The sequence below is a fragment of the Alicyclobacillus sp. SO9 genome (assembly GCF_016406125.1).
GTDB lineage: Bacteria > Bacillota > Bacilli > Alicyclobacillales > Alicyclobacillaceae > SO9.
This window is the reverse complement of sequence record NZ_CP066339.1, coordinates 5,112,224-5,135,728: the sequence shown is the minus strand read 5'-3', so window position 1 is coordinate 5,135,728 and position 23,505 is coordinate 5,112,224. Positions and strand designations below refer to the sequence as shown.

The 23,505-nt window shown below is 48.4% G+C and carries 20 protein-coding genes; 5 read left to right on the top strand and 15 right to left on the bottom strand.

Going from position 1 to position 23,505, the window contains the following annotated elements:
- Window positions 1-55: 55 nt before the first annotated feature.
- From GI364_RS23965 to GI364_RS25220, 3 genes are read right to left on the bottom strand one after another with little or no spacing between them, the layout of a single operon-like run.
- Window positions 56-1,549, bottom strand: a complete 1,494-nt coding sequence (locus tag GI364_RS23965; RefSeq protein ID WP_198851657.1) for a sensor histidine kinase — start codon at window positions 1,547-1,549, stop codon at window positions 56-58.
- A complete protein-coding gene (locus GI364_RS23960; protein ID WP_198851656.1) occupies window positions 1,527-2,225 on the bottom strand; it encodes a response regulator transcription factor in 699 nt (232 codons plus the stop codon). The genes GI364_RS23965 and GI364_RS23960 overlap by 23 nt, the downstream gene beginning before the upstream one ends.
- 27 nt (window positions 2,226-2,252) lie before the next feature.
- Window positions 2,253-2,381, bottom strand: a complete 129-nt coding sequence (locus GI364_RS25220) for a hypothetical protein (protein ID WP_255524531.1) — start codon at window positions 2,379-2,381, stop codon at window positions 2,253-2,255.
- 218 nt (window positions 2,382-2,599) lie between these two features.
- Between GI364_RS25220 and GI364_RS23955 the strand changes: the two genes are divergently transcribed.
- A complete protein-coding gene (locus GI364_RS23955) occupies window positions 2,600-3,547 on the top strand; it encodes a hypothetical protein (protein ID WP_198851655.1) in 948 nt (315 codons plus the stop codon).
- 18 nt (window positions 3,548-3,565) lie between these two features.
- Here GI364_RS23955 and GI364_RS23950 read toward each other — a convergent pair whose 3' ends face one another.
- The 6 genes from GI364_RS23950 to GI364_RS23925 form a co-directional block, all read right to left on the bottom strand.
- Complete coding sequence (locus GI364_RS23950) at window positions 3,566-5,305, bottom strand: hypothetical protein (RefSeq protein ID WP_198851654.1); 1,740 nt, start codon at window positions 5,303-5,305, stop codon at window positions 3,566-3,568.
- Window positions 5,302-6,021, bottom strand: coding sequence for an ATP-binding cassette domain-containing protein (locus tag GI364_RS23945; RefSeq protein WP_233095944.1), 720 nt, complete (start codon window positions 6,019-6,021; stop codon window positions 5,302-5,304). Before GI364_RS23945 ends, GI364_RS23950 begins: the two co-directional genes overlap by 4 nt.
- Window positions 6,018-6,413 (bottom strand): GntR family transcriptional regulator, encoded by a 396-nt coding sequence (locus tag GI364_RS23940; protein ID WP_198851653.1) that lies wholly within the window; start codon window positions 6,411-6,413, stop codon window positions 6,018-6,020. Before GI364_RS23940 ends, GI364_RS23945 begins: the two co-directional genes overlap by 4 nt.
- Before the next feature lie 229 nt (window positions 6,414-6,642).
- Window positions 6,643-8,112: a sodium:solute symporter family protein gene (locus GI364_RS23935; RefSeq protein ID WP_198851652.1), complete on the bottom strand. Its 1,470-nt coding sequence runs from the start codon at window positions 8,110-8,112 to the stop codon at window positions 6,643-6,645.
- A gap of 6 nt (window positions 8,113-8,118) precedes the next feature.
- Entirely contained in the window at window positions 8,119-8,313 is a 195-nt protein-coding gene (locus GI364_RS23930) for a DUF3311 domain-containing protein (protein WP_198851651.1), read from the bottom strand.
- 178 nt (window positions 8,314-8,491) lie between these two features.
- Window positions 8,492-10,381 carry a glycerophosphodiester phosphodiesterase family protein gene (locus GI364_RS23925; RefSeq protein WP_198851650.1) on the bottom strand — a complete coding sequence of 630 codons (1,890 nt, stop codon included), beginning with the start codon at window positions 10,379-10,381 and terminating at the stop codon, window positions 8,492-8,494.
- Window positions 10,382-10,722: 341 nt separating this feature from the next.
- Here GI364_RS23925 and GI364_RS23920 point away from each other — a divergent pair, with 341 nt between their 5' ends.
- Window positions 10,723-11,790, top strand: a complete 1,068-nt coding sequence (locus GI364_RS23920) for a Kelch repeat-containing protein (RefSeq protein ID WP_198851649.1) — start codon at window positions 10,723-10,725, stop codon at window positions 11,788-11,790.
- A gap of 200 nt (window positions 11,791-11,990) precedes the next feature.
- On the opposite strand, the gene GI364_RS23915 is transcribed toward GI364_RS23920, so the two are convergent.
- The 4 genes from GI364_RS23915 to murF form a co-directional block, all read right to left on the bottom strand.
- Window positions 11,991-15,203, bottom strand: a complete 3,213-nt coding sequence (locus GI364_RS23915; RefSeq protein WP_198851648.1) for an MMPL family transporter — start codon at window positions 15,201-15,203, stop codon at window positions 11,991-11,993.
- Between the two features lie 174 nt (window positions 15,204-15,377).
- A complete protein-coding gene (locus GI364_RS23910) occupies window positions 15,378-16,613 on the bottom strand; it encodes an aminopeptidase (RefSeq protein WP_198851647.1) in 1,236 nt (411 codons plus the stop codon).
- 71 nt (window positions 16,614-16,684) lie between these two features.
- A complete protein-coding gene (udk, locus tag GI364_RS23905) occupies window positions 16,685-17,308 on the bottom strand; it encodes a uridine kinase (RefSeq protein WP_198851646.1) in 624 nt (207 codons plus the stop codon).
- A gap of 171 nt (window positions 17,309-17,479) precedes the next feature.
- Window positions 17,480-18,586: a UDP-N-acetylmuramoyl-tripeptide--D-alanyl-D-alanine ligase gene (gene murF, locus GI364_RS23900; RefSeq protein ID WP_198851645.1), complete on the bottom strand. Its 1,107-nt coding sequence runs from the start codon at window positions 18,584-18,586 to the stop codon at window positions 17,480-17,482.
- A gap of 153 nt (window positions 18,587-18,739) precedes the next feature.
- Here murF and GI364_RS23895 point away from each other — a divergent pair, with 153 nt between their 5' ends.
- Window positions 18,740-19,768: a CapA family protein gene (locus tag GI364_RS23895; protein WP_198851644.1), complete on the top strand. Its 1,029-nt coding sequence runs from the start codon at window positions 18,740-18,742 to the stop codon at window positions 19,766-19,768.
- A gap of 109 nt (window positions 19,769-19,877) precedes the next feature.
- Window positions 19,878-20,330 carry a hypothetical protein gene (locus GI364_RS23890; protein WP_233095943.1) on the top strand — a complete coding sequence of 151 codons (453 nt, stop codon included), beginning with the start codon at window positions 19,878-19,880 and terminating at the stop codon, window positions 20,328-20,330.
- Between the two features lie 99 nt (window positions 20,331-20,429).
- On the opposite strand, the gene GI364_RS23885 is transcribed toward GI364_RS23890, so the two are convergent.
- Both GI364_RS23885 and GI364_RS23880 read right to left on the bottom strand, forming a co-directional pair.
- Window positions 20,430-21,389, bottom strand: a complete 960-nt coding sequence (locus GI364_RS23885) for a hypothetical protein (RefSeq protein ID WP_198851643.1) — start codon at window positions 21,387-21,389, stop codon at window positions 20,430-20,432.
- Between the two features lie 189 nt (window positions 21,390-21,578).
- The gene (locus tag GI364_RS23880) at window positions 21,579-22,343 is read right to left on the bottom strand and encodes an SDR family oxidoreductase (protein WP_198851642.1); all 765 of its coding nucleotides are present in this window, start codon (window positions 22,341-22,343) and stop codon (window positions 21,579-21,581) included.
- Between the two features lie 479 nt (window positions 22,344-22,822).
- Here GI364_RS23880 and GI364_RS23875 point away from each other — a divergent pair, with 479 nt between their 5' ends.
- Complete coding sequence (locus GI364_RS23875; protein WP_198851641.1) at window positions 22,823-23,038, top strand: hypothetical protein; 216 nt, start codon at window positions 22,823-22,825, stop codon at window positions 23,036-23,038.
- Window positions 23,039-23,505 lie beyond the last annotated feature (467 nt).

The window sequence follows — 23,505 nt, the reverse complement described above, 5'->3', positions numbered from 1 at the left end:
TTCGGTTACCAACTTTATTTTTATTGTTTGTAAACATGTAGAGCAGTCCGTTTACTTAGTCTGCAGTGTCCAATTTAACGGTGGCTTTAAATAAATCACCGTCCACTTCCAGATTGAGATACCCGTCGTGGAGGTCCACAATGGACTTTGCAATGGCCAATCCAAGTCCGGAACCGTCCGTATGTCGTGATGTGTCACTGCGTTTGAACCGCTCAAATAAATCATCCACGTTTTCACTTAGTTCATACTTTGATATATTCTTGAATGTGATTGCCAACTGCTTCGAAACACTTGTGACAGTGACATAAACTCTGGTTTTCTCTAGAGAATACTTCAAAATATTTCCTAGCAGGTTGTCGAATACTCGCCACATTTTTTGGCCGTCTACCATCGCGTACACAGGGACATCAGGTACCCTGAAGTGAAAATCCAGCTCAGAATCATTACTGCTATTCACCGTCTCGGCAAATGATTGTTGCAGAAGTTGGACCATATCAACGCGGGTACGATGCAATTCAATGCTCCCGCTGGCCATTTTCGAAGCTTCAAACAAGTCCTCAATCAGGACCTTTAACCGCTGTGATTTTCTGTCTATGATGTCAATATAGTCATTGCGAGTCTCTTCTGAAATGCCAGGAGTTTTGAGAAGTTCTGCGTAGGTAATAACGGATGTTAACGGTGTGCGAAGGTCATGACTAACATTTGTAATTAATTCAGTCTTAAAGCGTTCACTTTTAGCCTGTGCCTCCTGTGACATCTTGACTCCTTGTTTTAGTTTGTTGATGTTTCGTGCAAGGACTGCTCCCACAGATTGTCCTCGATTAGGTAAATCCGGTTCCATTTTTCCCTCTACCAGTGCGGTTGTATAGTCAGTAATTTGGTTGATGTATCCCACCTGCCGATAGACTACTACCAAAGTGGGGATGGTGACGACTGCGAACAAGAGCACGTAAATTATCAGTGTTCCATGGGCCAGAAGCACTGCGAGGAACCCAAATCCGGAAGCGAACATAACCCCTAAAACGAAGGTTGTTTTCAACGCGATCCCGGTGTTGGCAAAGGCGTCTTTTAAGATACCCGCTCCCCTGTACGTGAGACTGTTTCTCAGGTTGACTCTCATAGTGTCCTGTCGTCGAATCACATTCAGAATTGACTTTCCTTGCATGAGCGTGAATGTAAGCAGCAGTCCGGTGGCCAGAAAACTCTTTCCGTAAGCCAAGAAGCTGGCCAGGAACAGATAACCCATATCGCGCAAGTGATACACTGTAATGATGGCTGACACAGTAAAAATAACGAAGCGGATATCCATGGGTACATATCCGTAGTAGAAACTCCACAGTCTAGGTTCAAGGTAGGTGAAGACAGGAATCCTCCTGTACAGAAACAGACTTATGATGAAAGCTCCAGTGCCAGAGAGAACATAGAGAGCTAAAAGCCCCTGACGCGGGGTATAACCGGATGAAAGAAGTGAAAAGATACCGCTCAAGCCAAATGTAAGAAGTATCATCCACGATGCTGTAAGCACCTTATCTCTCAATTTTGTATCCAATACCCCACACCACCTTCAAGTACCTTGGATTTCTAGGATCTATCTCGATTTTCTCTCTAATTTTTCGAATATGTACTGCGACCGTGTTTTCCACTTTAAATCCTGGTTCCTTCCATACCAACTCATAGATGTCAGCGATGGAGAAGACGCGCCCGGCATTTTCCATCAACAGCTCAACAATCCTGTACTCAATCGGTGTCAGTTTTATTGACTCTCCATCTACGCTGACTTGCTTCGCTCCTTTATCCAAAGACAAGCCGTCTAAACGAATGACTTCTTCAGGTGTATTCCTTTGATATGTGCCGAGAGTAACGTAACGTCTGAGTTGCGATTTGACACGAGCAATTAACTCCAAAGGGTTAAAGGGTTTTGTAACGTAGTCATCTGCCCCAACTTGAAGACCGAGAATTTTGTCATAATCTTCACCTTTTGCGCTTAGGATGATAATTGGAATGTTCTTCTGTTCGCGAATCCGAACTATTGTTTCCATGCCGTCAGCTCGAGGCATCATGAGGTCCAGAACGATAAGATGAAATTCATGCCGATTAAGCTCCTCGACGGCTTCGACACCGTCCTTTGCGGTGTACACAGACAGGCCTTCGTTACGGAGATAAATCCTTACCGCATCTCTAATTTCCTTGTCATCATCAACGACTAAAACAGAATGAGTTTTCATGACGATTATCCGCCTTTCCGTAGACCTCTACTTCTTGGCCTCTTGGCAGTGATACACGCCATATAGGACGGGGATAATCATGACCTTTACTGCCGTCGAATGCAACAGTCCAAGTACGTGTTCTGCCATAATAACCATTTGGTTGTCTAACACCATAGTAACTCACCAAACTTTCCAAATGTTGACGACTCGTTTATTGTAGAAGCTAGTTCTTAAGATAAAGTCTGCATAATGCTTAAGAATTTCTTAAGATTGACAGAACTGTACCCATGCTCACAGCTCGTAACTCACCCGTAATTTTGGCACCATGAGGAGTATGTGCACTGCTTCATAGGACAAAAACTGCAAGAAACTGAGAATTGGAGGATGAGGGCTTGTTCGACGCATTTAATGACGAACTCGGTCAACTGAAGGAACAAATTCGGATTCGCGATCGCAAGCAAAGCAAATTGAAGGCATGTCAGCTGCAACTGGATGAAGCAAGACGGCATGTGAGCAATTTACGTGAAGGACTCTCCGACAAACAGCACGTGCCGGACAAATTGCATGGATTATCATTCCTGCATTTAATGGTGCTCATTAAGGGGATTGAGGACACGAAGGAAGAACAGATTCATCGTGAAGCAGTACAACTTAATGGTAAATTGACTACTGCAGTTGGGCTCGTAGAGAGGCTGGAAGCGGATGAATTCCAACTGCAGCGTGATTTGAAGCTCACAGGTGGGATTGAGCAGCAATACCAGAACATTCTGCGCGAGAAAGAACAAGCTATTGCTTCCGAGGAAAACAGTCTGTTGGCGCAGCGGTTACTCGAATATACGCATAAGGAAGCGGACTTGAATGCAGAGGTTCAGGAGACCGAGGAGGTGTTGGCAGCTGCACAGGATGCGAAAGCCGCTTTAAAAGACTGTCTTGAAAGCTTGCGGAAAGCACAAAACTGGGGAACTATGGATATGCTCGGCGGAGGAACGATTACGACTATGATTAAGCGTAGTCACATGGATAGCGCTCAGTCAAAAATGGACAACGCCAGTTACGCTCTCAGCCGTTTGCAGCGGGAACTGCAAGACCTGGACGAGAACGTAAGCAATCCGGTAGATATACATCAGGGCGGCTTCATGCATTTTGCCGACTATTTCTTTGATGGACTCTTTGTGGATTGGGCGGTGCAGAATCACATTAAACAGACTGCATCACAAGTAGATGAACAGTATCAACAAGTTGATGGGCTGGTTACTGCTGTACAGGCGAGACTTGTGACACTCAAACAACAAGTGGCAGGTCTGAAAAGAGAACGAAAACAGTTGGTGGAAAAGGCTTGAACTATAAATCCGTTTGTGTCAGTCCATGTAATCGTGCAGGGAAGTGCCCAAGTAGATGTGGTGCAAGTTTTTCGAAGCAGACCTCACGAACCATATTGCCAGAGGATATCCAATGATAATTGTGAGTACGAGGATTATCCAATAAGCGGCGGGTTGTGCGCCTGTTTGCAGATTAGGGAACAACCAGTTTTTTCGGTGTACCCAAGCCAGGATAAACAGACCGGCGAGACCTCCGTAGACAAGCAGTTGCAGTAGTGCCCACCACCCTTGTAGCGCATAACTTGCGGTCTGCAATATGATTTGTAAGATGGGTAAGAGCGTAACGAAAACGAACAATGCTTTTACCATTACCAGCCCAGATAGTGCATAGGTGTTTCCGGAGAGAGGACTGAACAGGGTTCGTGTCCAGATTCCAAGCCACAGTCCTGCTTCGCCTGCCACGACAAAGCTTGCTAGTTTTATCCATGTTGACAAAGACAATGTAACAATTAAAGACGCCCGCGATACGGGGAAACTGAGCACCCAGCCTGCTGACTTACGCAAATTGCGCTGGAACAAGGACAGACCTGTCCAAAGTAGAATCCATGCAGCCACGAGCAAGGATGCTGCCGGAACGTATAGCAGCAGTCGTTGCGAATTGAGCAGTACTCCACATATAAATCCCAGTACTGGCACTATGGCCGCCGTTCCTGCGGCACGCAAATCAGATTCTTTTCCAAACCAGCGCATTTGACTTGCATGGAGCAAGAATACTGCGCCGCTCGAGGTCGTACGCTTACCCCAGAACTTCTCATAAAGGCGAATCCAGCGCAGTGCTGGCTGTTGCGCTTTGTTCGGCGTTGTACGGCTGTCAACGGAATGAGTGGACAAGCCGTTTTCGGTTTTGCTTCCGGTTTTACTTCCGGTCTTGTTTCGGGTCTTGTCGGTAATCTGACTGCGAGCAGTGTGAGCAGGGAAGAGGGGAGTTTTCCCGACTGTGCCTGCCAGAGTTTGCAGTCTGCGCGAAGTCACCCACAGCAGCAAGATTGAGATTGGCCAGCCGACGGCAAACAGGATGCCAACGCCTTGCACAATCGTAGAGAAATTATTGGTTTTTGCAACATTCATTACAGCAAAACTCGCCACAAAAGAACCCCAAAGTGCCGCTGAGACTAGGAACTGAAAGATTCGAGCGATACCGCGAGCCAAAGCAAGAGAAAACGTTCCAACAGCGCTCAAAACCGGAAGGTAAATCACCACGGTGAGCACTTGCAGGGCCACAAACAACAAGAGGTCCTTTGTCGGCATCCAGCTGTGCGGATGAATCGTCCATGCTACCATGTAAACAAAAAAGCCCCAGGTTGCCATGATACCGAACATTCTTAATCCCAGAATGGTGGAAGCCATCCACTTTGATAGGACTAACATCCAGCGCGGGTACGGATAACTTAGCCACCAGTCTGTTTGTCGCGTACTGATAGTCCCGGAAGCGGTGGATGTGACATACGAGATAGCTGCACCTACCCAGGGAATCCAGATGATTGCTGGCAGTTTCTCAGGGCTGCTGAGAGCAGAGGATGCTATGATGCCGAAAACAATGGTTATGACAGCGAGAGTGAACCAAGTGCGGTTGCTAAAAAGGAAACGGCGAGACCTTCCTTTCGACTTAGACAGTCGGACTGTGTTTCTACCGTATTCAAAGCGTGTCAGCAGCCATAGACTAGCGAGCGCAGGCGATTTTGAATTGGTCCTGTGGCTGTCCCTCTGTGTTATGTTCATTCGAATGCCTCCCTGTAGTACTTTTCAACGGAGGTCCCTTGTTCACGCAGATTTTCGACAAGACCATCGCCTTTGATTTGTCCCTGACCGATAAGTATGACGCGATCGAACAAATTCTCCATTTCTAACACATCGTGGGTAGCAATGAGAAAGCCCCGGTTGTTTTCAGCAAGTTCCTTCACAACAGAATTCACAATTCGCCGTCTGGAGACCAAGTCTACACCTGCAAACGGCTCGTCGAGCAACACTACCCGGGCCTTGCGAGCGAGGCAAGTCATCAGTTGCAATCGGGCTTCTTCACCTCTGGAAAGGAACATGATTTTGCTATCCAGCTTTATCTCCAAGCTTTCTGTCAATTCGTCAGCGCGATGACGATCCCAATCGGGATAGATCCTTTCTGCATATCCAATCCATTCCGAACAGGTCAGCCAGGCCGGGAGTTTGCCTCTATCAGGGAGGAGTGCTGTATCGGCCAACGTTGAGACCCCCGCACGTTTTCCAAACAGATTGACATGCCCTTGATTTGGCGGCGCAATCCCCCCGATTATCCGCAACAAAGTCGACTTGCCTGCACCATTAGGACCCAACAATCCTGCAATCTCACCGGGCTGTACGGAAAACGTAATACTGCTCAAAATTGTCTTCTTGCCAACGCTGAAGTCAATTCCGACACAATCAATTGCGGGTGTTTTCAACGTTTGATTGGACATGGTCATTCTTCATCTCCTTGTTGCTTACTGGCAAGGCTCAGTAATTCATCGACAGACATACCCATTGAAGCTGCAACACGTTGCAACTGATAGAGGGCGGCTCGAGCCAGCGCTCGCCGGCTTCTCTCGATAACTCGCTCGTCCTTGGCAATAAAGGTTCCCTGGCCCCGAAAGGTCACAAGAAAGCCTTCTCGCTCAAGGTTCTGGTAGGCGCGCATGACCGTGTTTGGATTGACACGAAAGTGTGCAGCGAAATCTCGGACAGACGGAAGTCTCTGACCGGGAACCAAATCCGCACGAGCAATACTTGAGCGCACAATGTCTTCAAACTGCTCGTAGAGAGGTTTGGAGGAATCCAGATTAGTCTGCGGGGGAACCCACGTTTCTCGTCCTGGCACACGTGTCACTCCAATCGCTGCTGCCGTCACTCTGTGTCATTCAGGATGCACGACAAGAACTAAGTGTATTAATTCAATTAATACACTTAGTAATACACGATGTCATGAGAATTTGCAAGGGAGGGAGCAAAAAAACAGCCTTCTCAGGCCTGTACAGATCCGTTGTATCGACCTGTACAGGTTTATGGGAAGGCTGCATATTTTTCAGTATGACGGTGGTCTCTACGTTTTAGCTTTCCATCATCATTTTGTTTGTCTCTAAGTTTCGCTCGACATCCTTTTGGAACAAGGGGTTCAAAACAAGTACTAAAACGAGGTTGACCAAAAGGCCCCAGAACCCGTCATAACCGTGAATGTGGAACGTAAAGTGGTTTAAGAATACCATCAGAATACCGCCGACAAGCCCAATAATAACAGCCGGGCGGGAAAGTCTGCGCCAGAAGATTCCCAAGGCAATAGCTGGAATAATCTGCACCATACCACTGGTCCCTTCGAGTTGCAGTGAAATCAACTGGTTGGGGAACAGAATGCCGAAAACAAGGGCCAAAGCAGTCATGACAAACACAAACCATCGGGCAACCAATGTCTGGTTCTTTGAGCTCATGTTCGGAATGAGCCAGTCCTTCAATATATTTGTCGCAAACAGATTACTGGCTGCGAGTACCATAATAGAGGCAGGTACCAAACTGGCCAAAGCAACCGTGGCGAACATGAGGCCCTGTACAAACGGGTTGTGGTACGTGTATTGAATCAGGTGGAGCAAAATGACATTAGCGTAGCCTTTTGTCTGACTATGCGGCAATTTCATATAGGCCACAATGCCTAAGAAAGTAATGAAAAAAAGCAGGATGTTGTAGAACGGAAGAAAGACTGCATTCTTCTTCAGAATTTCTGCCGACCTTGCACTGAGTGCACCAGTCGAAGCGTGGGGCCACATGAACAGAGCCAATGCGGAAATCAGAGCTGCTGTCATAAACCACCAGCTGTCATGTGCTCCAGAGTGTAGTGTCAACATCTTCGGATACTGGGTGACTGCTGTATGGAACATATTGCCCCATCCGTGGAACAGCATAACCGGGATGGTAATAATCATGACAATGATAACAATCCAAACCAGCGCATCTTTGATGAGAGCCGTCCATGCTGGAGCTCTGAGACCACTGAAATAGGTATAGAGTGCCACAAGTATAAATGAAACAATCAGCGCACCAATACCAACTGCGTGAGGATTGGCGAACGTACCTTTACCGGCTACTTCAGCCACACCTGTAATACCGAGCAACTGCAAGTCGATGTAAGGAATCAGAAAGACGATACCGGTAAGAGCAACAAGGATGCCTAAGCCTTTACTCTGAAAACGTTCTCTTGCAAAATCCGCCAGTGTTGTGAGGTGATACTTCGCTGCATACCCCCATACTTTTGGCAGAATAAAATAGGCAATCGGGTAAGCGAGCACAACATAGGGTACAGCAAAAAATGCGGCCGCTCCCAGCTTATAGGCATATCCTGTCAGTCCAAGAAAGGTATATGCCGTGTAGATATCAGCACCAACAAGGAACCACACCAGCAGTCCGCCAAAGTTTCGGCCGCCGACGCTCCATTCTTCAATACTGCTTCTGGACTTGGCATTGCGTCCAGCGTAGAAACCGACGATTACGACAATTAAGATAATTACGGCGGTAGTAAGTAAAGCGGTCAACTTCTTTTACCTCCCTTCGGACGCTTCTTTTCGTTTATCAATCGCGTAAATCCACCAAGTCAACAGCGGTGTAATGAACATCCAGATAAGAAACCAGAACAAGAAAAAGGACATTCCGAAAACTACGGGGTGCAAATGATTAACGAAGGGCGTTATAATGATATTTCCAACAAGAATGATAATCATGAGGAATCCGCGCACGTTCTCACCTCCTGTTCTATCTGAATATACTAAAACATTCCGCCAGGAAAATGCAATCGCATACATGTAGTCCTGAACAATACCATGGCGGGTATATTGAAATATATATGATAGTTATCATATTTTCAAGTCACGCCAAAAATGCAAGTGTTTATTTCTTTTGCGGGGGATGAGTATTTTACACCCCCTTTGTGTCCGTTTGCAGGAGCAATCCTGGGTTGTCTGATATGATGCCGTCGACCCCCATCTTCATCAATCTCTTCATAGAAGCTGTGTCATCCACCGTCCAAACATAGACGATTACACCGTGTTGGTGGAGAAAGTCGACAAAGCCTGGAGTGACGACTCTTAAGGGCCCTTCTGTTTCAGGTACTTCTGCGAAATTCCCCGGCGGGGTATAGTAGGCTTCCAGGCCAAGGTGTGCCCATACATAGGCCTGAATCATCTCGTGTTTCGACAACATCGTTCGAGCAGTGGGGAGGTGTTTACGGAACGAGTCAAGGGGTGATTGATAGAAGGAACCGACAATCACTCGATTTGCGGCATGACTTGCAGCAATAACCCGTGCCAAGTCCGATCCCGCGGTGTATGAGTCATTTTTTATCTCGATGTTTACCTGTTGATGTGGAAATGCCTTGAAAAATCCAGTGAGAGACATGAGGTGAATCCCTTTGCCTCGAAACGGATAGGTCTTCCCGCCGTCCGTTGTCATCCAATAGCCGGCATCCAGGCTTTGCACCTGTTTCAGCGTCATGTCTGACACGGGACCGTGACCATTTGTCGTAGCGTCGACCGTGGGATTGTGCAGCAGAACAAAGTGATGGTCCTTGGTTAAGCGTACGTCTAAGTCCAACAGGTCGACACCCAGTTTCACGGCTTGACGGAAACCCGGCAAAGTCTCTTGCGGCAGTTTTGCTGCATCACCGCGGTGTCCAAGAACTGCAAACGGGCGGCCGATAAGGGATGTGTGTTTTACATCCAGTCCATCTTGTTCTGTTATCGGTGAGGATTGCGCGACTGCGCTGTCCGCATCGGCAAAGGCTGGAACAGTCTCGTGTGTTCCCCCGATGTTCGCGACAGCAGTCAGGGTCAACAGCGTGACAACGGCGACGTCTATGCCTGCAGCTATTGCCACGGCCCTTAGCTGCTTGGGTCGTCCATTGTCATGCTTTGCACCTGTCGCCGTACCCGGGATGGGAGCAAGGCCCATGCGCTGAAATAGATAGGGAGCGCCGAGTGTTACCCACACACTGACAAGGGCAAAACCTAGAAACTCGGGTAAACCAACGGGGACAAACCGGACATTAACAAGCAAAAGGAAAGCCATGCCTGCATACCCCACGAGAACCTTAAGAGCCTGAACTCCGATTGGCGCTTTTTCACGATATGGAAAGTGCTGCAAAGCATATGTGTTCGAAGCCAGCCAGCCAAACAAGAGACCCAGGGACGCGTACTCTGTAGAGGCTGTGTCGAGGAACATAAGTAATAGTGAAATAAGGGCGAACAAAAGCAACTTTCGGCCGACAGCAGGCTGTTTTTGTTGTACTTCTTTTTGAATCGTGCCTTTCTCGGGGTCTCGGTGTTTGCGGCGAAAGGAAAATCCAATCAACAACATCAGTCCAAGAATGAATCCGCCGAGAACATCTGTCGGATAATCCGCTCCAACGGCGATGCGGGATATACCTATTGAGATGATGACAACCAATCCGAAAATGCGAAACCAAACAGATTTTATAAAAGCCATCAAAGTGCCCCAAAACACGGTGCCGTTCTGAGCGATGGCAGAGGGAAAGCCATTGGTCAACGGCTGGACAAAAACGTGCAGGGTAGACGTGGCCACGGGACGGGAGATAGCAACCATATCTTTGAGGAAAGCGTTCAACCAAATTGAAACCAACAGAGTTAAAGTAAGATGATGAGCTTTACTGCGGTTCACAGTCCAATAAATAAGTGGAATGACAATCAGGAATAGTCCAAATCCGCCAAGAGTTGAAATAGCCCGCAGAACAGGGACGCCAATCCAAGAAAGGGCATGTTGCAGGGTGATGAGCAAGGGAGTGGAGTACACCGCGATCCTCCTAGAACGATTTTTTGAACGACTGCTAAGTGCCGGCGACTTAGTGTGTTCGAATCGCCCCAGACTTCTTAGCAAATCTTCTGTTCTAGTATACCGGAAAGCGAGTTAGGTGAGTTCCGAAAAAAGTCTGTTTTTTGACAATCATAAGACTGTACCGCTGAAGGAGCAGCAGTCTGTGTCAGATCAAATATAGTAACTTTTATTCTTGTTGCACGATATGTGAGAATATGAAAAGATGTGGGTAGTCCACCCTCCATCAGGTTTGTCCTCAAGCAGTTTTAGCATGAAACTGGAACATCAAAAATCAATCAAATTGCTCGAGGAGGCCCACGTTGAAAAGAAAAACAATGCTTGCTGCTGTATCCCTTATTCAGGTAGGACTGATTTCGGGCTGTGGCACACACGGCCAAGGGAATACAGGAACGTCACCACAGAAGTCCAGTTCAAATCAAACAACTTCCAACTCGACAAAAACAAATTCGGGAAATTCAACGAAATCCGGTTCTGCTTCTTCAGCAGCACAGCCTTGGCCGACAGTCAGCATAAGGCCTTTGGGGAACTTACCCAACGGTGTGGAAGGAAATACTCTGGCATTGTCAGGCAGCGGTCCTGTTTCCATAGGTGGCTATACGGGACGTGTTTCTGTCACGAACATAGACAGGTTACAGCCCAGCGTGGCATCCATTGGCCATTTGGCTGTAAGAACCCACGATGCTGCGGCCGCCTATTTAGGGTCAGACTTGTATGTTTTCGGCGGAGGACAAGCTGTGTCATATAATACGATTGTCAAATTGTCAAAAAACTCAGCAACGGCGAAGACGGTTGGGAAGCTCTCGTCTCCTTTGTCTGATGCTGCTGCAGTCCCTTTTAAGTGGAAGGGAAAACAGGGAATTGTGCGAGTCGGCGGGTATGACGGGAATACTTATCGGCAAAGCACTGAATTTTTCTCAATCACTAACGGGGTGTTGCAGGGGACCAAAATGTTTGCTATGCCTGTTGGGCTTCGATACGCTGCGGTGGCTGCAGGCAACGGGAAGATCTATATAGCCGGCGGCAAAACACACCACCAGGGCTTCAGTGCCCACGTGTACAGTTGGTCTCCTCAAAAGGGAATTCAAAAGCTTCCTGTCCAGCTTGCCTACGGAATTGCTAAGGCAGCCCTGTTTGTGGACGGTTCTTACCTGCTGGTGGCTGGCGGTGAAAACCAAAAAGGGGTGCCCATCCGAAACATCCTTGCCATTAACATCCGAACTGGAAAGACGAAAGTGGTTGGCAAACTGCCGGGTCCCCTCGCAGATTTCGGGTATACCCAACAGGGCAAAAGAGGATTTATTGCTGGAGGAAAAACCAACGCATCGGGCTCTCAAATCAGCTCGAAGGTCTATGAGATTACCTGGTAGACCGCTATCTATTCGCGGCTGACTGCTGTGGCCGCCCTTGATTGTTTTTGCTGTTTTTGCCTATTCTGCTTCCTATTCCGCATAGATAAAGAAGTCGTCTCTATGGCTGCGTCTCATCGACGCTTTGGTTCCACCAAGAGGCGACTTCTTTTTGCTTTCAAGCTTGAGCGGCCTTGTCTCTCCCGCTTTAACGACCTTGTCTAGCCTTCGATGGGAGAGGAGGAAAGGCTGTGTTTATCTGATTTTGAGTCATCCTTCTCACGAGACTGGAATGGCCATAAGTGACCCACGTTGACGACAGTGGCACAAGCAGGAATAAAGAACGCCAGAACCACCAGTGCGTAGATTGCAAGACCAATGATAATTGAACTTCCGATTTCAACCAGTGAAGTGACACCCGTTGCCAACATTGATCCGAATGTTCCAGCCATAATCAGGGCTGCCGAAAACACAACATTACCCATGTTTTTCATGGCAGACAAAATGGCTTGAGAGAACGATCCCGATTCTCGATATTCCTCTTCAAACCTCGTCATGAGGAAGATACTGTAGTCCACCCCGAGGGCAACCAACAGCAGAAAACCAAAGAAGGGGACGACCCAACTGAGTCCCGGTTTACCGAGAATGTTCACGAATACTTCCTGTAAAACACCCATTGTAACAAAGTACGTGGACGCCAGTGACGCAATAATATAGAGCGGCGTCACGATGGACCTCAGCATCAACATCAGCAAAATAAAGATGGCGCCGAGAATCAGAATCACAGTGCGAACAAAGTCATTCGTCGAAATTCGATTCAGTGTATTCTGCTGTGCACTGGTACCGGCGGCCAAGATTCTGCCGCTGTGAATTGGGCTTGTGTTCAAAGCTGCTTGAGCTGCTTGCTCAAGTTTCGGTATCTCTTTGATGGCTGTGTTGGAATACGGGTTACTCTTCAGAATGACCGTAAACTTTGCTGTGTGCCCGTCTTTCGAAATATAGGCGTTCATAGCTTTCTGTAGGTCCTTGTTTGAGTTCACTGAACTGCTGGGCACATAAAAACCAGGGTTTCCTTTGCTTTGAGCCACTTTGCTGTCATGCAAATACGACTGAACCTTGCCCACCCCGCTGTGGACAGAATCGACGCCTTTTCGCATGGATGTGAGTCCGGACGGCAGTTTGTTGTAGCTGCCGACAAACGACTGCAGCCCGTTCGCTATCTGCTGGCTTCCCGCCGTTAACTGCGGCACGTTACTATCCACTTTTTGCAGGCCGCCGCTCAGGGCGGAAGTGCCTTGCGCAACCTGTGCTGTTCCGTTTACAATCCCGCTGGCTCCAGAGTTGAGTTTACTTCCGTTGTCTGCCAATTGGCTTGTTCCAGACGCGAGCTTGTTGGCCCCTTGGACAAGCTTGCCAAGTCCGCCGTTGGCTTGCTGCGCACCTTGGCTCAGCTTGGAGGCTGCATCAGTTGCTGCGCTCAGTCCTTGCGGGCTCTCAATAGCCTTGAGGAGAGCAGTTAACTGTGCTGCGGCAACGGGATTGGAACCCTGGTCCTGCTGAATCATTCCTTTGATGGTGTTCACGAGCTGTGCTTGACCCTGGCTTAGCTGTTGCGCAAATTGGCCCAACTTCGACGCAAGAGTGTTTTCTCCGGCTGCGTACTCCTGTAAGCCTTTAGCCAGAGAGTCTGCGCCTTGATTCACTTTGCTGACAGAGGCCGTGTACTGATTCAGACCCGACTCAAACTGCTTAGCCCCGGTATTCACCGTCTGCGCACCTGTTGCCAATTTGCTGGAGCTTGTGGCCATTTGGTTTATGCCAGTTTGCAGTTGCCCCAATCCGCTGGATACTTGTGAAGCACCAGATGACAGCTTCTTTACGCCGGACTGTCCGGACTGGAGTTTTTGAACCGTCGTCTGCAATCCGGATGACACAGAACTGAGTCCCTTGTTCGCTTTCTTCAAGCCGCTTGCAGCAGAGGCGTTTTGATTGGCAATCTGGAATCCCTTAATTACGCTTCCTGTCGGACGGGTAGCACTGTCAACCTGGGATACACCGCTTTGTTTCTTCAATGCCTTTGATATTGATTCAATCGTTGTCAGTCCTTGCGGTGAGCGCAAGTTCTGGCTCGTGTGCAGCACGATGCTTGTGGGCATGACTTGGCCAGGTGAAAACGCCTTGGATATGGTGTGGAACGCGTTGACTGACGGTGCGCCCGGAATATCCGACATGGGATCAAAAGTACGCTTGTTGGTAAACAACAAGGCTGTCGGCAGCAAGACAATAATCAGCGCCAAAATGGTCAACCAGGGGTGGCGAGTGGCGGTACGGCCTGTGAATCCCCAAATGCGCGATTGGCTGTGCGTATTGCCTGTGACCGACTTGCGCGGCCAGAAGAGAAATCTACCCAAAATCCCAAGCATAGCCGGGATAAATGTGAAACACAGCAGCAGTGTGATGACAACGCCGACGGCGACGCCCACAGCCGTGCGGTAGAGTCCAAAATGGGCAAAATACAAAACTGCGAATGACACAAATACGGTCAGTCCGCTGAAAAGCACCGTCTTTCCGATGGCACCGTAGGAAGCTGCAAGGGCCGGAACGACTTCGCCGTTTTGCTTGGCGAGTTCCTCTCGAAACCGGTTCATGATGATAATCGAGTAGTCTGTTCCGGCACCGAATATGACTGCAACCAGGAAGGTTTGCGTGAAGGTTGAGACAGGCAGGCCAAATTTGGAGAGCCACGCAACCACGTAGGAAGTCAGAATGAATGACAGCCCAATGGATATGAGCGTCACAAACGGGGCTACCACGGACCGAAAGACAACCAATAGAATTAATAGAACCAGCGTGATGGTCACCAGAGATGTCTTTTTCACGCCGTCCATGGAAATTCTAATGTTGTCCTGTTCAATCGGAACATCACCTGTCATTTGCACTTTCGATCCCGTCGGCGGAGAAGAAAAGACCTCCTTCACCTGGTGCAGGCTGGTTTTTGTTGCCTGACTTACGGACGCGTTCGGGAACCCGATTAAGGCAATTTCCGTCGTCCCGTTTTTACTCACGAAGTTGCTTGAAACGCTTTTATCTGTGTTGTACAGGTCCGTGACAGCGCTCAGTCCGTAGCGGCCCTTGCTGGACGATAATTTCTGCAACTGCGCTTTAAAGTAGGACTTGTCTTTGGATGTGAGCTTGCCATTTCTATGAATGGCAACGACGGCTGAACTTGTAGACTGGTGCTTCGAGTCAACATGCTTCAACATGTTCTGGGCTTGGACAAAGTTTGAGGAGCTTGGAACGAAGTTAGTTTTGGTATGTGCAACTACACCGCTGAGGCTTGGGAGGAACGTTACAGCCAGGACAATGAAAGCCAGCCAGACGACGATAATTCCCCACCGCAGTCGGTAAACAATACGCCCTAATGCTTTATACACGGCTGTTCTCTCCTTACATGTTTATCTGGACCTAGTACAAGGGTGTTTGATGACTGGCGCCTGATAAAACATTGATTCCCGCGTAAAACGCAGGAAAGGTCAGACCGATGAGAGTTTCGGCCTGACACAAATCCAATCAAAATATCTTTGGGAATTTGGCTTTTCTAAATCGGGTTACAATGCCCAATTTCCATCGCGGAAGACAGGAATGGTTTCTCCGCTTTGCAGCATTCCGTCTATGTTCAAGGTTGCTGAACCGACCATAAAGTCAACGTGTTGAAGACTGTTGTTGGCACCTTTCTCCAGCAGTTGTTCTCTGGACAAGTCAGTGCCGCCTTCAATGGTTGTTGGATATGCGGCCCCGATAGCCAGGTGACAGGAGGCATTCTCGTCAAACAAGGTGTTAAAGAAAATCTGATGTAGATTTGAAATCGGAGAATCGTAGGGCACCAGCGCTACTTCTCCAAGGTAATGTGCACCGTCATCTGTTTCAATCAAGGTCTTTAGTGTATCGTAGCCAGCTTCGGCACTGAAATCTACAATGCGTCCTTTTTTAAAGGTCAAAGAGAAATTCTCGATGAGCGTACCATTGTAGTTCAAGGGGAGTGTGGCTTTGACAACACCGTTCACGCCTTCACGGTGAGGCATAGTAAAGACTTCTTCTGTCGGGATGTTGGGAACGAAGGGAATTTGTCCTTTGGGGTCCCAGCCACCGCCTAACCAGATGTGTCCTTCCGGGAGTTCTATGGTCAGGTCTGTTCCTTCAGAAGTCGTATAGTGGAGTGATTTAAACTTTTTTTCATTGAGGGTTTCAACCTTTTCCTTTAGTGTAGCCAAATGCTGTTCCCAGGCACCAATGGGGTTGTCTTGGTTGGCGCGTGTCATGTAGAAAATTTGATCCCACAGTCTTTTCATGCCTTCTTCTTCGTTCAGCTCCGGGTAGACTTTCTTGGCCCATTCCTTGGTCGGGGCAGAGGTCAGACACCAGTTAATTTGCCCGTTTTGAATCTTATTTCTAAAGTTGTTCATCGCAACAGCGCTTGATTTTTGTAGAGATGCAGCGCGCTGTGGGTCTACATCTTTGAGTAAGTCGGGGTTGGGAGCATATACCTGCAGCAACGCACCGCCTTCCTCATGGAAAGACTCCATCATTTTGGCGCGCCAGTAATAAGATTTATCGAGATACTCTGCTTTTGAGTGCTCCAATGTAATGAGACGAATTTCTTCATCTATCCATTCTACGTGAACGCGACCGGCACCAATTTCGTAGGCTTTGCGTGCCAGGGTTCGACCGTAATCCACTAATTCAAGAGGGCATTCGAGTAAAACAGGTTGTCCGGGTTGCAAATTCAAACCAACTGTCAGGATTAACTCAGCGTATTTTTCTTGCAGCTCCTGTAAAGTAGACACATGTCATCCTCCTTCATTTTACTTCACCAATTAAAATTATGAATCAGCACAGCCGTAAAGTAAACACAATGTCATTTGCTGGACAATGGATGCAAAAAGTGTTGAATGCGCGCTACCACAAGACTAATGCCAATCTGGTTTTCTCCGCCTTCCGGTAAAATCAGGTCTGCATAGCGCTTGGACGGTTCAATAAACGCATCGTGCATCGGTTTCACTGTCTGCAAGTACTGGCTGTACACCGAATCCACGCTGCGTCCGCGTTCCTTGACGTCTCTCAGCATTCTTCGCAGAACCCGCACATCCGGATCTGTGTCGACAAAGATTTTGATATCCATAGCGTCTCTCAACTGCTCGTCCACCAGTACATGAATTCCCTCAAGAATGATGACTTGTCGGGAAGGAACAAGTATGGTCTCTTGGTGTCGCCTGTGTGTTGAAAAGTCGTAGACAGGCATCTGCACAGCTTGTCCTTGCTTTAGTTGCTCGATTTGCAAATGCAACAATTCGGTGTCAAATGAGTCAGGATGGTCGTAATTTAAACGGGATCGATCGCCCGGGGACAGATTTGGATAATCCTTGTAGTACGCATCCTGCGGTATTAGCGTTACGACGCTTTCCCCAAGGTGTTCTACGATGGAGCTGGCAACACTGGTTTTCCCCGATCCCGTACCGCCCGCAATCCCCACAGTCAACATAGCTTCCACTCCCCTAATAAAAGGGCTCTGAGAGCAACTGTCCCAAGCATCGGGTCACTATCAGCGAGTCATGAGGGACAGTGTCTACAAAACCTGCAACATCCTAGGGAGTATACAGAATTCCGTTTGTGTCTTCAAATTTCAGACAAATAGACTGATATGAGTTTTCAGCTATTTCTTGCTGCGTACCAGATAGAGCACAGTTTGTTTCATATTGGTCGCGTGCGATCCCTTTACCAAAAATGTTGTCCCTTGCTGCAAGTGCTTTCGAAGTGACTGATGTAATGCAGGTCGTGATGTAAAATGACGCCAATGGTTGCTGTTGAACCCGGCCGCGACGGCGCTGCTGCCGATTTGATAAGCATACTTTCCGTACGTGTACAAATACGTGACACGCTTTTTTGCGATGTAGCTGCCTACGCCCCGGTGGCCTATTTTAGTATATTGTCCAAGCGAGAGCATATTCCCCAGTACAGCAACCTTGTTCTTTCCGCCAATCGCCGACAGCACGTCGATTGCAGCCTTGGCGGCATTTGGATTAGCACTGTAGGTATCGTCGATGACCAATGCACCGCTTGGTACACGCCGTACCGTCAACCGGCTTTGCATTCGCGTATAGTTGCGCAACCCAGCCCGAATCTCTGCCGGGGTAAAGCCTAGCCGACTTGCCACAGCAATGGCACACAAGCCGTTGTACACTTGATGGCGTCCGTAAATCGGTATGAAGAAACGCTGGCTTGTGCCGTCAATCTTCACTGAAAAGTTCATCCCGCCTTTGCCGTAACTAATGTTTTGGGCTCTGTAATCTGCTTTTGCGGATTGAATACCGACAGTCACGAGCGTACCCCGGAAGTTCCCTTTGGGCATAGCGCGACTGTTGGCATCGTCAATGTTGTAGACAGCCATACCGCTCGGCGACATGTAGCGGATGATCTCAGACTTTGCCCGAATCAGCTTTTTGATGTCACCGCCAAAACTCCCTAGATGGGCAGTTCCGATATTCGTTACGATTGAAATATCCGGCCGAATTGCTTGGCAGTGCAGCCGTATGTGGCCTTTTGCAGACAACCCGTATTCAAGCACTGCCGCACGGTAGCTTCCCCGTTTTAGTTGTTTGGCATAGTTCCTCGTATGCGAATAAAGGTTGTGATTCGCCGGAGTTTTAAATACTTTCCACTTTCTCCTAAGGATGGCCGCGAGCATTTCCTTCGTTGTGGATTTACCCGCACTTCCTGTGATTGCAATCATTGGCTTCTTTAAACCGAGTGAAGTCGCCACTCTGCTCACCTGCATTCTGCATAGACTGGTAATCCAGCATATGGCTGAAGGGCGAAAGTGAGTGGGCTGGATACTCCACTGTAGGCAATGAAACACGCTCTTTCTCGGAGCGGGGAATACACTGCAATGCAAGGTGAAAAAGGGGGGATTTCTATGCCTCGCACACTGCGCATTGCAGCTGTTGGTGACATCCTGATGTGGGGGTCACAAATACAGGCTGCAAGAGACACAGCACAGGGCAGCTATCTGTTTGACCCTATGTTTGCAAAAGCCGCACCGCTTCTAAGGCAAGCAAATTTAACCATAGGGAACTTGGAAACGACACTGTCCGGGAGGGAACAGGTCTACCAAAAGCGGAATCCAAAAACAGGATATCCGCGGTTCAATTGTCCAGACGAACTGGCATATACACTCAGGCGAGTTGGTTTCAATGTATTGACGACTGCCAACAATCACTGCATGGATCGCGGTGAAAGTGGACTCAGACGCACCCTGAACGTCCTTGATAAGGCTGGTATACAGCATACGGGAACCTTTAGGTCAAAAGCGGAGTCTCAAAAGCAGCTCATTTACAACGCTAACGGTTTTCGTATTGGCATCCTGTCATACACCTATGGAACAAACTATATTCCAGTGCCAAGCGGCAAGCCGTGGCTGGTGAATCGGATTCATCAGCAGCGGATGATACAGGACTTAAACGCGCTGCACGGACGTTGTGACGCTGTTGTAGTTTCGCTGCATTTCGGACAAGAATTTTATCGCTACCCAAACCAGCGGCAAAAGCAAATTGTGCGCACGCTGTTCTACCACGGTGCAGACATTATTCTGGGAGCACACCCGCACGTCCTCCAGCCTGCTTCCATTCAGACCGTGACGGACAAGTGGGGCCGGACAAAGCGGCGTTTTGCCATCTATTCACTGGGAAATTTCATATCAGACAGGATGATGGGCAACAGGTACGCCGATATTGGCGTTATTGTCCGCTTGACCCTGGAAAAAGGAGCTGACGGTACGGTCAATCTTCGGCGAATCGCCTATGCTCCTACCTGGGTGCAAAAACGCAGTATTGCTGGTCCAGGGAAGTATCGAGTCATACCGACCGCGCCATATGCAAAATCGGAACTGGCACTGCGCAGAATTCACCTCAATACGCTGCGGCACTTGAGAGGCAAAGTAAAGTAGGCGCTGCAAATGCCTGTTTTTGGCTTAAAGCAGGCGCACTTTTTGAAGTCAAACCATACAGTATGGTGAGGCTCCTCTTGGAGCGGACATCTGAAGAGGAGGGGATAGTGTGGCAAAGAAGCCGGTGAAACGAAACCGGACTGCTAACCGTGCCAGAGTTGCAAAAGCACGGACCCAGTCAACACAGAAACCCGCATCAGCCGGAGCACAGCCGGATTCAAGACAGCAAGAGGCGAAGCAATCGCAATCTGGATTCGATAACTTAAAGCAAAACTTAAGCGGCAAACGCAGAGCCATATTTGAGATTCTGGATGACGTGAAACGTGTCAAACCGGATGAATGGCAGGATCCGAACCAGGTTGAAAAAATGGCAAAGAATTTTGCCGACAAGCTGGGTCTGCCAGTACCGGATCAACGGATTAAACAGTTCGTAAACGCATATAAGGACGCAACCAAGCATGGTCCGAACTCCAGCGTAGATGAGATTGTGAATAAATACGGCCAAAATGTTGACGACAAGACACTGAAGGAAATCAAGAAGTATGTGCCAAAATCCAAATAACACAGGTCGGGTCTTTTCGACCCGCCTGTAAAGAAAGCGGCGGCTGTGCAGCCGCTTTTATTGTTGTCTTTTTGCTGTTTATCGCTAGCCAGTGGGCGCTCATTGCTGCGGAGGGGTTTGCGGAGGCTGAGGTTGCTGCATGGGTCCCGGCATGCCTTGATTGTAGGGCGGATAGGGTCCCGTTTGCTGGTTTGTATTTCCCCCAGGCTGCTGCGGGGGCTGTTGTTGCGGTGGTTGTTGCGGCTGCTGTTGCATTGGCTGCTGTGGGTACTGTGGGCCCTGAAATCCTTGTTGCATTCCCGGTTGCATTCCCGGTTGCATATATCCCGGCTGGACAGGCTGCCCTTGTGCATATCCTTGCTGGGGACCTTGTGTGTAACCTTGGTTCCCATTTGTGTTGACACCCTGGCTGGCTGTTGCCGCCTGGTTCTCACTTGCGTTTTGTGCCGCGGCTTTCTCGTCTTGATGGCCCGACCCTGATTTTGATGATTCGTCTGATGATTTTCCTCCCCCTAATAATTGTCCGCCAACAGGTGAATTCATTAGCGCTACAAGAATATTGGTGAAGTCTTCCGTCGTCAGATTCTTGCCTTTTTGCTTTATCAATTTATCCAGCACGCCCGTATCTTTCAGACTGCTTGAAGTTGCGTACAATGTCTCCAGAAGCGAGTCGGCTTGCTGCAAGTAACCAAGACCATTCTTGACCAGACCGCGCAGGTTGTTCACTTGTTTCAGCGATTCTTGAATATTCTCAGAGCTTAACAAGCCGCTCAGCCCTTTTCCTTTCTTTCCTGAAGAAGTTGCCTTGGATTTGGATGAAGCAGCAGTATTGGATGTTGCTCTCTTTCTGGATGACGCAGTTTTTCCTTTGGAGCTAACGCGTCCGCTTCGTCCTGATGTTTTCTTTTGCGATTTGGGCTGATTCGCTTTTGCTAGCTCAATGTCTTTTATTAGTTTCATCCGCAAATTCCGATAGTCAGCCCGCGCTGGGTCCAACTCCCTCAGTTCTTTCCTCAGTTTTTGGACGCGTGTGCCAGTGGAATGATAGTTCCTGTGCACATTCTTCACCCCCTCTGTTCCGGGCATTCCTCTCGCTATTAATGTATTGAACCAGGACCGTTTTGGTGAAAGATGTTGGCGGGATGGGGGGCAATATTAAAGAGAGAGTGCGCTGCACTCCCTCTCACATGAACCGCAGGACATGAAGATGCGGTGTTTGTATGACGATGCGGGGTTCGGCGGTAATGTTTAATATGCTGTCCAGCCAGCGTCAGCTGTGATGACGGTTCCATTAATAAAACTGGAGTCATCTGAAGCCAGGAACAGTGCTACGCGGGCAATCTCCTCCGGTTTGCCTGTACGAGGATTTACACCTATGCCAATCATGGCTTGTTGGAGACCCAGTGAAGATGGGTCCACATTGGCTAAATCAGCCCCAATGTTTGTTTCAACTGCACCTGGTGCAATTGCGTTGCAGCGAATACCGAGTTTACTGTATTGATACCCAACGTTCTTTGTGAGTCCGACAACAGCGTGTTTAGAGGCAGTGTAAGCGGCACCCGCACGAGATCCGAATAATCCGCCAACTGAAGCCACATTGATGATAGCTCCACCGCCTTGTTTTATCATTAGTGGGAGTGCTTTGCGAATCGCACGCATTGGACCGGTTACATTAACTGCAAATACCCGCTCCCAAAGTTCGTCCGTCAGCTCAGCCGCAGCGGTCATCTTGTCCATTATGCCAGCATTGTTCACTAAGATATCAAGGGAACCAAATTCATTCACAGCCGTATCAATCATCGTTTGAATGTCTGCTTCTTTAGCCACATTCGATACAACACTGGTTGTTGTACCGCCGAGCCGTTGTATTTCCTTCGCAACACTGTTCAATGATTCCTCTGCAATGTCCGCCAAAACAACCTTGGCCCCTTCTTGGGCGTACAACATGGCGATTTCTTTTCCCATTCCGGAAGCGGCGCCTGTCACGACTGCAACTTTGTTTTGTAATTGCATGTGTAGACCCTCCAGTACCGATTTAACGGTTTTCAGTTGACGAGCGGAAATTCGAAATCTCGAACTGCATCAGACAACACGGGTACTATAACCACCGTATCGTTATCCTCCGTTGAATTCAAATCGTAAAGCACCAACTAACGCCTAAAAAGCGAACATTGTGTGAAATAGTAAAGTGCGTTAGTAAATTGCGTTAGTGAATTGCATCCCCAGTTCCACTCATGATAATCCGATGAGGTATGTGATGTGGTATGTAATGAGGTAGCGAACGTGCTTTGCCGCAAACGGATGGACAGGCGGCGATTTAACCGAAGGCGATACGCTGGATCAACGTGTTGCCGCCGTATAATGGTTTTTCTCTGCGCACAGACTAGCGTTAGTCTGTAAGTTTGTCATTTGATTCACAGTACGCTCAGTTGATTTACGAAGCATTATGGAGAAGCATTAGGCGGATGAATTTTGACGTGAGGAGGGCGCATATGGATCCCAACACCCAGCGTTCTATGTATGCAAAGTATGGCGGAGTACATTTTGTCAATCTAGTGCCGCAACGGGACATAAACGAGTTTGTCAGAGCTCTGCCAGAGCAGAAGCGAGACAGCATTTTTGAAGTTATGACGGAACTCGACAAGGAAGGCCTCATCAAGATTCAAAATGATGGTCAATGGACCGATCCCGAGGGAGAAATCCATTAGTTATCCCCAATCAGCAGGCAAGGATTTTGCGATTGTGCAAACGGTGTAGAACAGAGAAATGCCTACGGTTTTGAACAGGAGGATGCTTAGGGAGGAAGATAAACGGAATTATCCGTTTATCCACCTTCCTCAAGTACTTCAGTGAGTATCAAACCTCTGAACGACTGAACGACTATAGAAAAGGGCTGCATTGAGACGGGCTGCGTTCAGAAGGGTCGCCGAACGATAGGGATCCCATATCGCACTATTTCAGAGTACCGTGGATAATAGTGATCGCATATCGCACTATTTCGCTAGGCGGGTCCGCCATAGGGATCGTTTTGCGCACTATTTCCACTACATTAGCGGAGGCTCGTGACAAATAGTGATCATTTGCGACATAATGCTCTGACGTGTGGGTGCCGTAGTGATCCGAAGGATCACTATCGTTTGGGCCTGTCAGCTCATAGTGATCATTGGGATCCCTA

What these genes read in the sequence shown, in the direction of transcription:
- GI364_RS23960 (WP_198851656.1), bottom strand. Translation starts at nt 2,225, where the DNA reads ATGAAAACTCATTCTGTTTTAGTCGTTGATGATGACAAGGAAATTAGA.
- GI364_RS25220 (WP_255524531.1), bottom strand. Translation starts at nt 2,381, where the DNA reads ATGGTGTTAGACAACCAAATGGTTATTATGGCAGAACACGTACTTGGA.
- GI364_RS23950 (WP_198851654.1), bottom strand. Translation starts at nt 5,305, where the DNA reads ATGAACATAACACAGAGGGACAGCCACAGGACCAATTCAAAATCGCCT.
- GI364_RS23945 (WP_233095944.1), bottom strand. Translation starts at nt 6,021, where the DNA reads ATGACCATGTCCAATCAAACGTTGAAAACACCCGCAATTGATTGTGTC.
- udk (WP_198851646.1), bottom strand. Translation starts at nt 17,308, where the DNA reads ATGTTGACTGTGGGGATTGCGGGCGGTACGGGATCGGGGAAAACCAGT.
- GI364_RS23895 (WP_198851644.1), top strand. Translation starts at nt 18,740, where the DNA reads ATGCCTCGCACACTGCGCATTGCAGCTGTTGGTGACATCCTGATGTGG.
- GI364_RS23880 (WP_198851642.1), bottom strand. Translation starts at nt 22,343, where the DNA reads ATGCAATTACAAAACAAAGTTGCAGTCGTGACAGGCGCCGCTTCCGGA.
- GI364_RS23875 (WP_198851641.1), top strand. Translation starts at nt 22,823, where the DNA reads ATGGATCCCAACACCCAGCGTTCTATGTATGCAAAGTATGGCGGAGTA.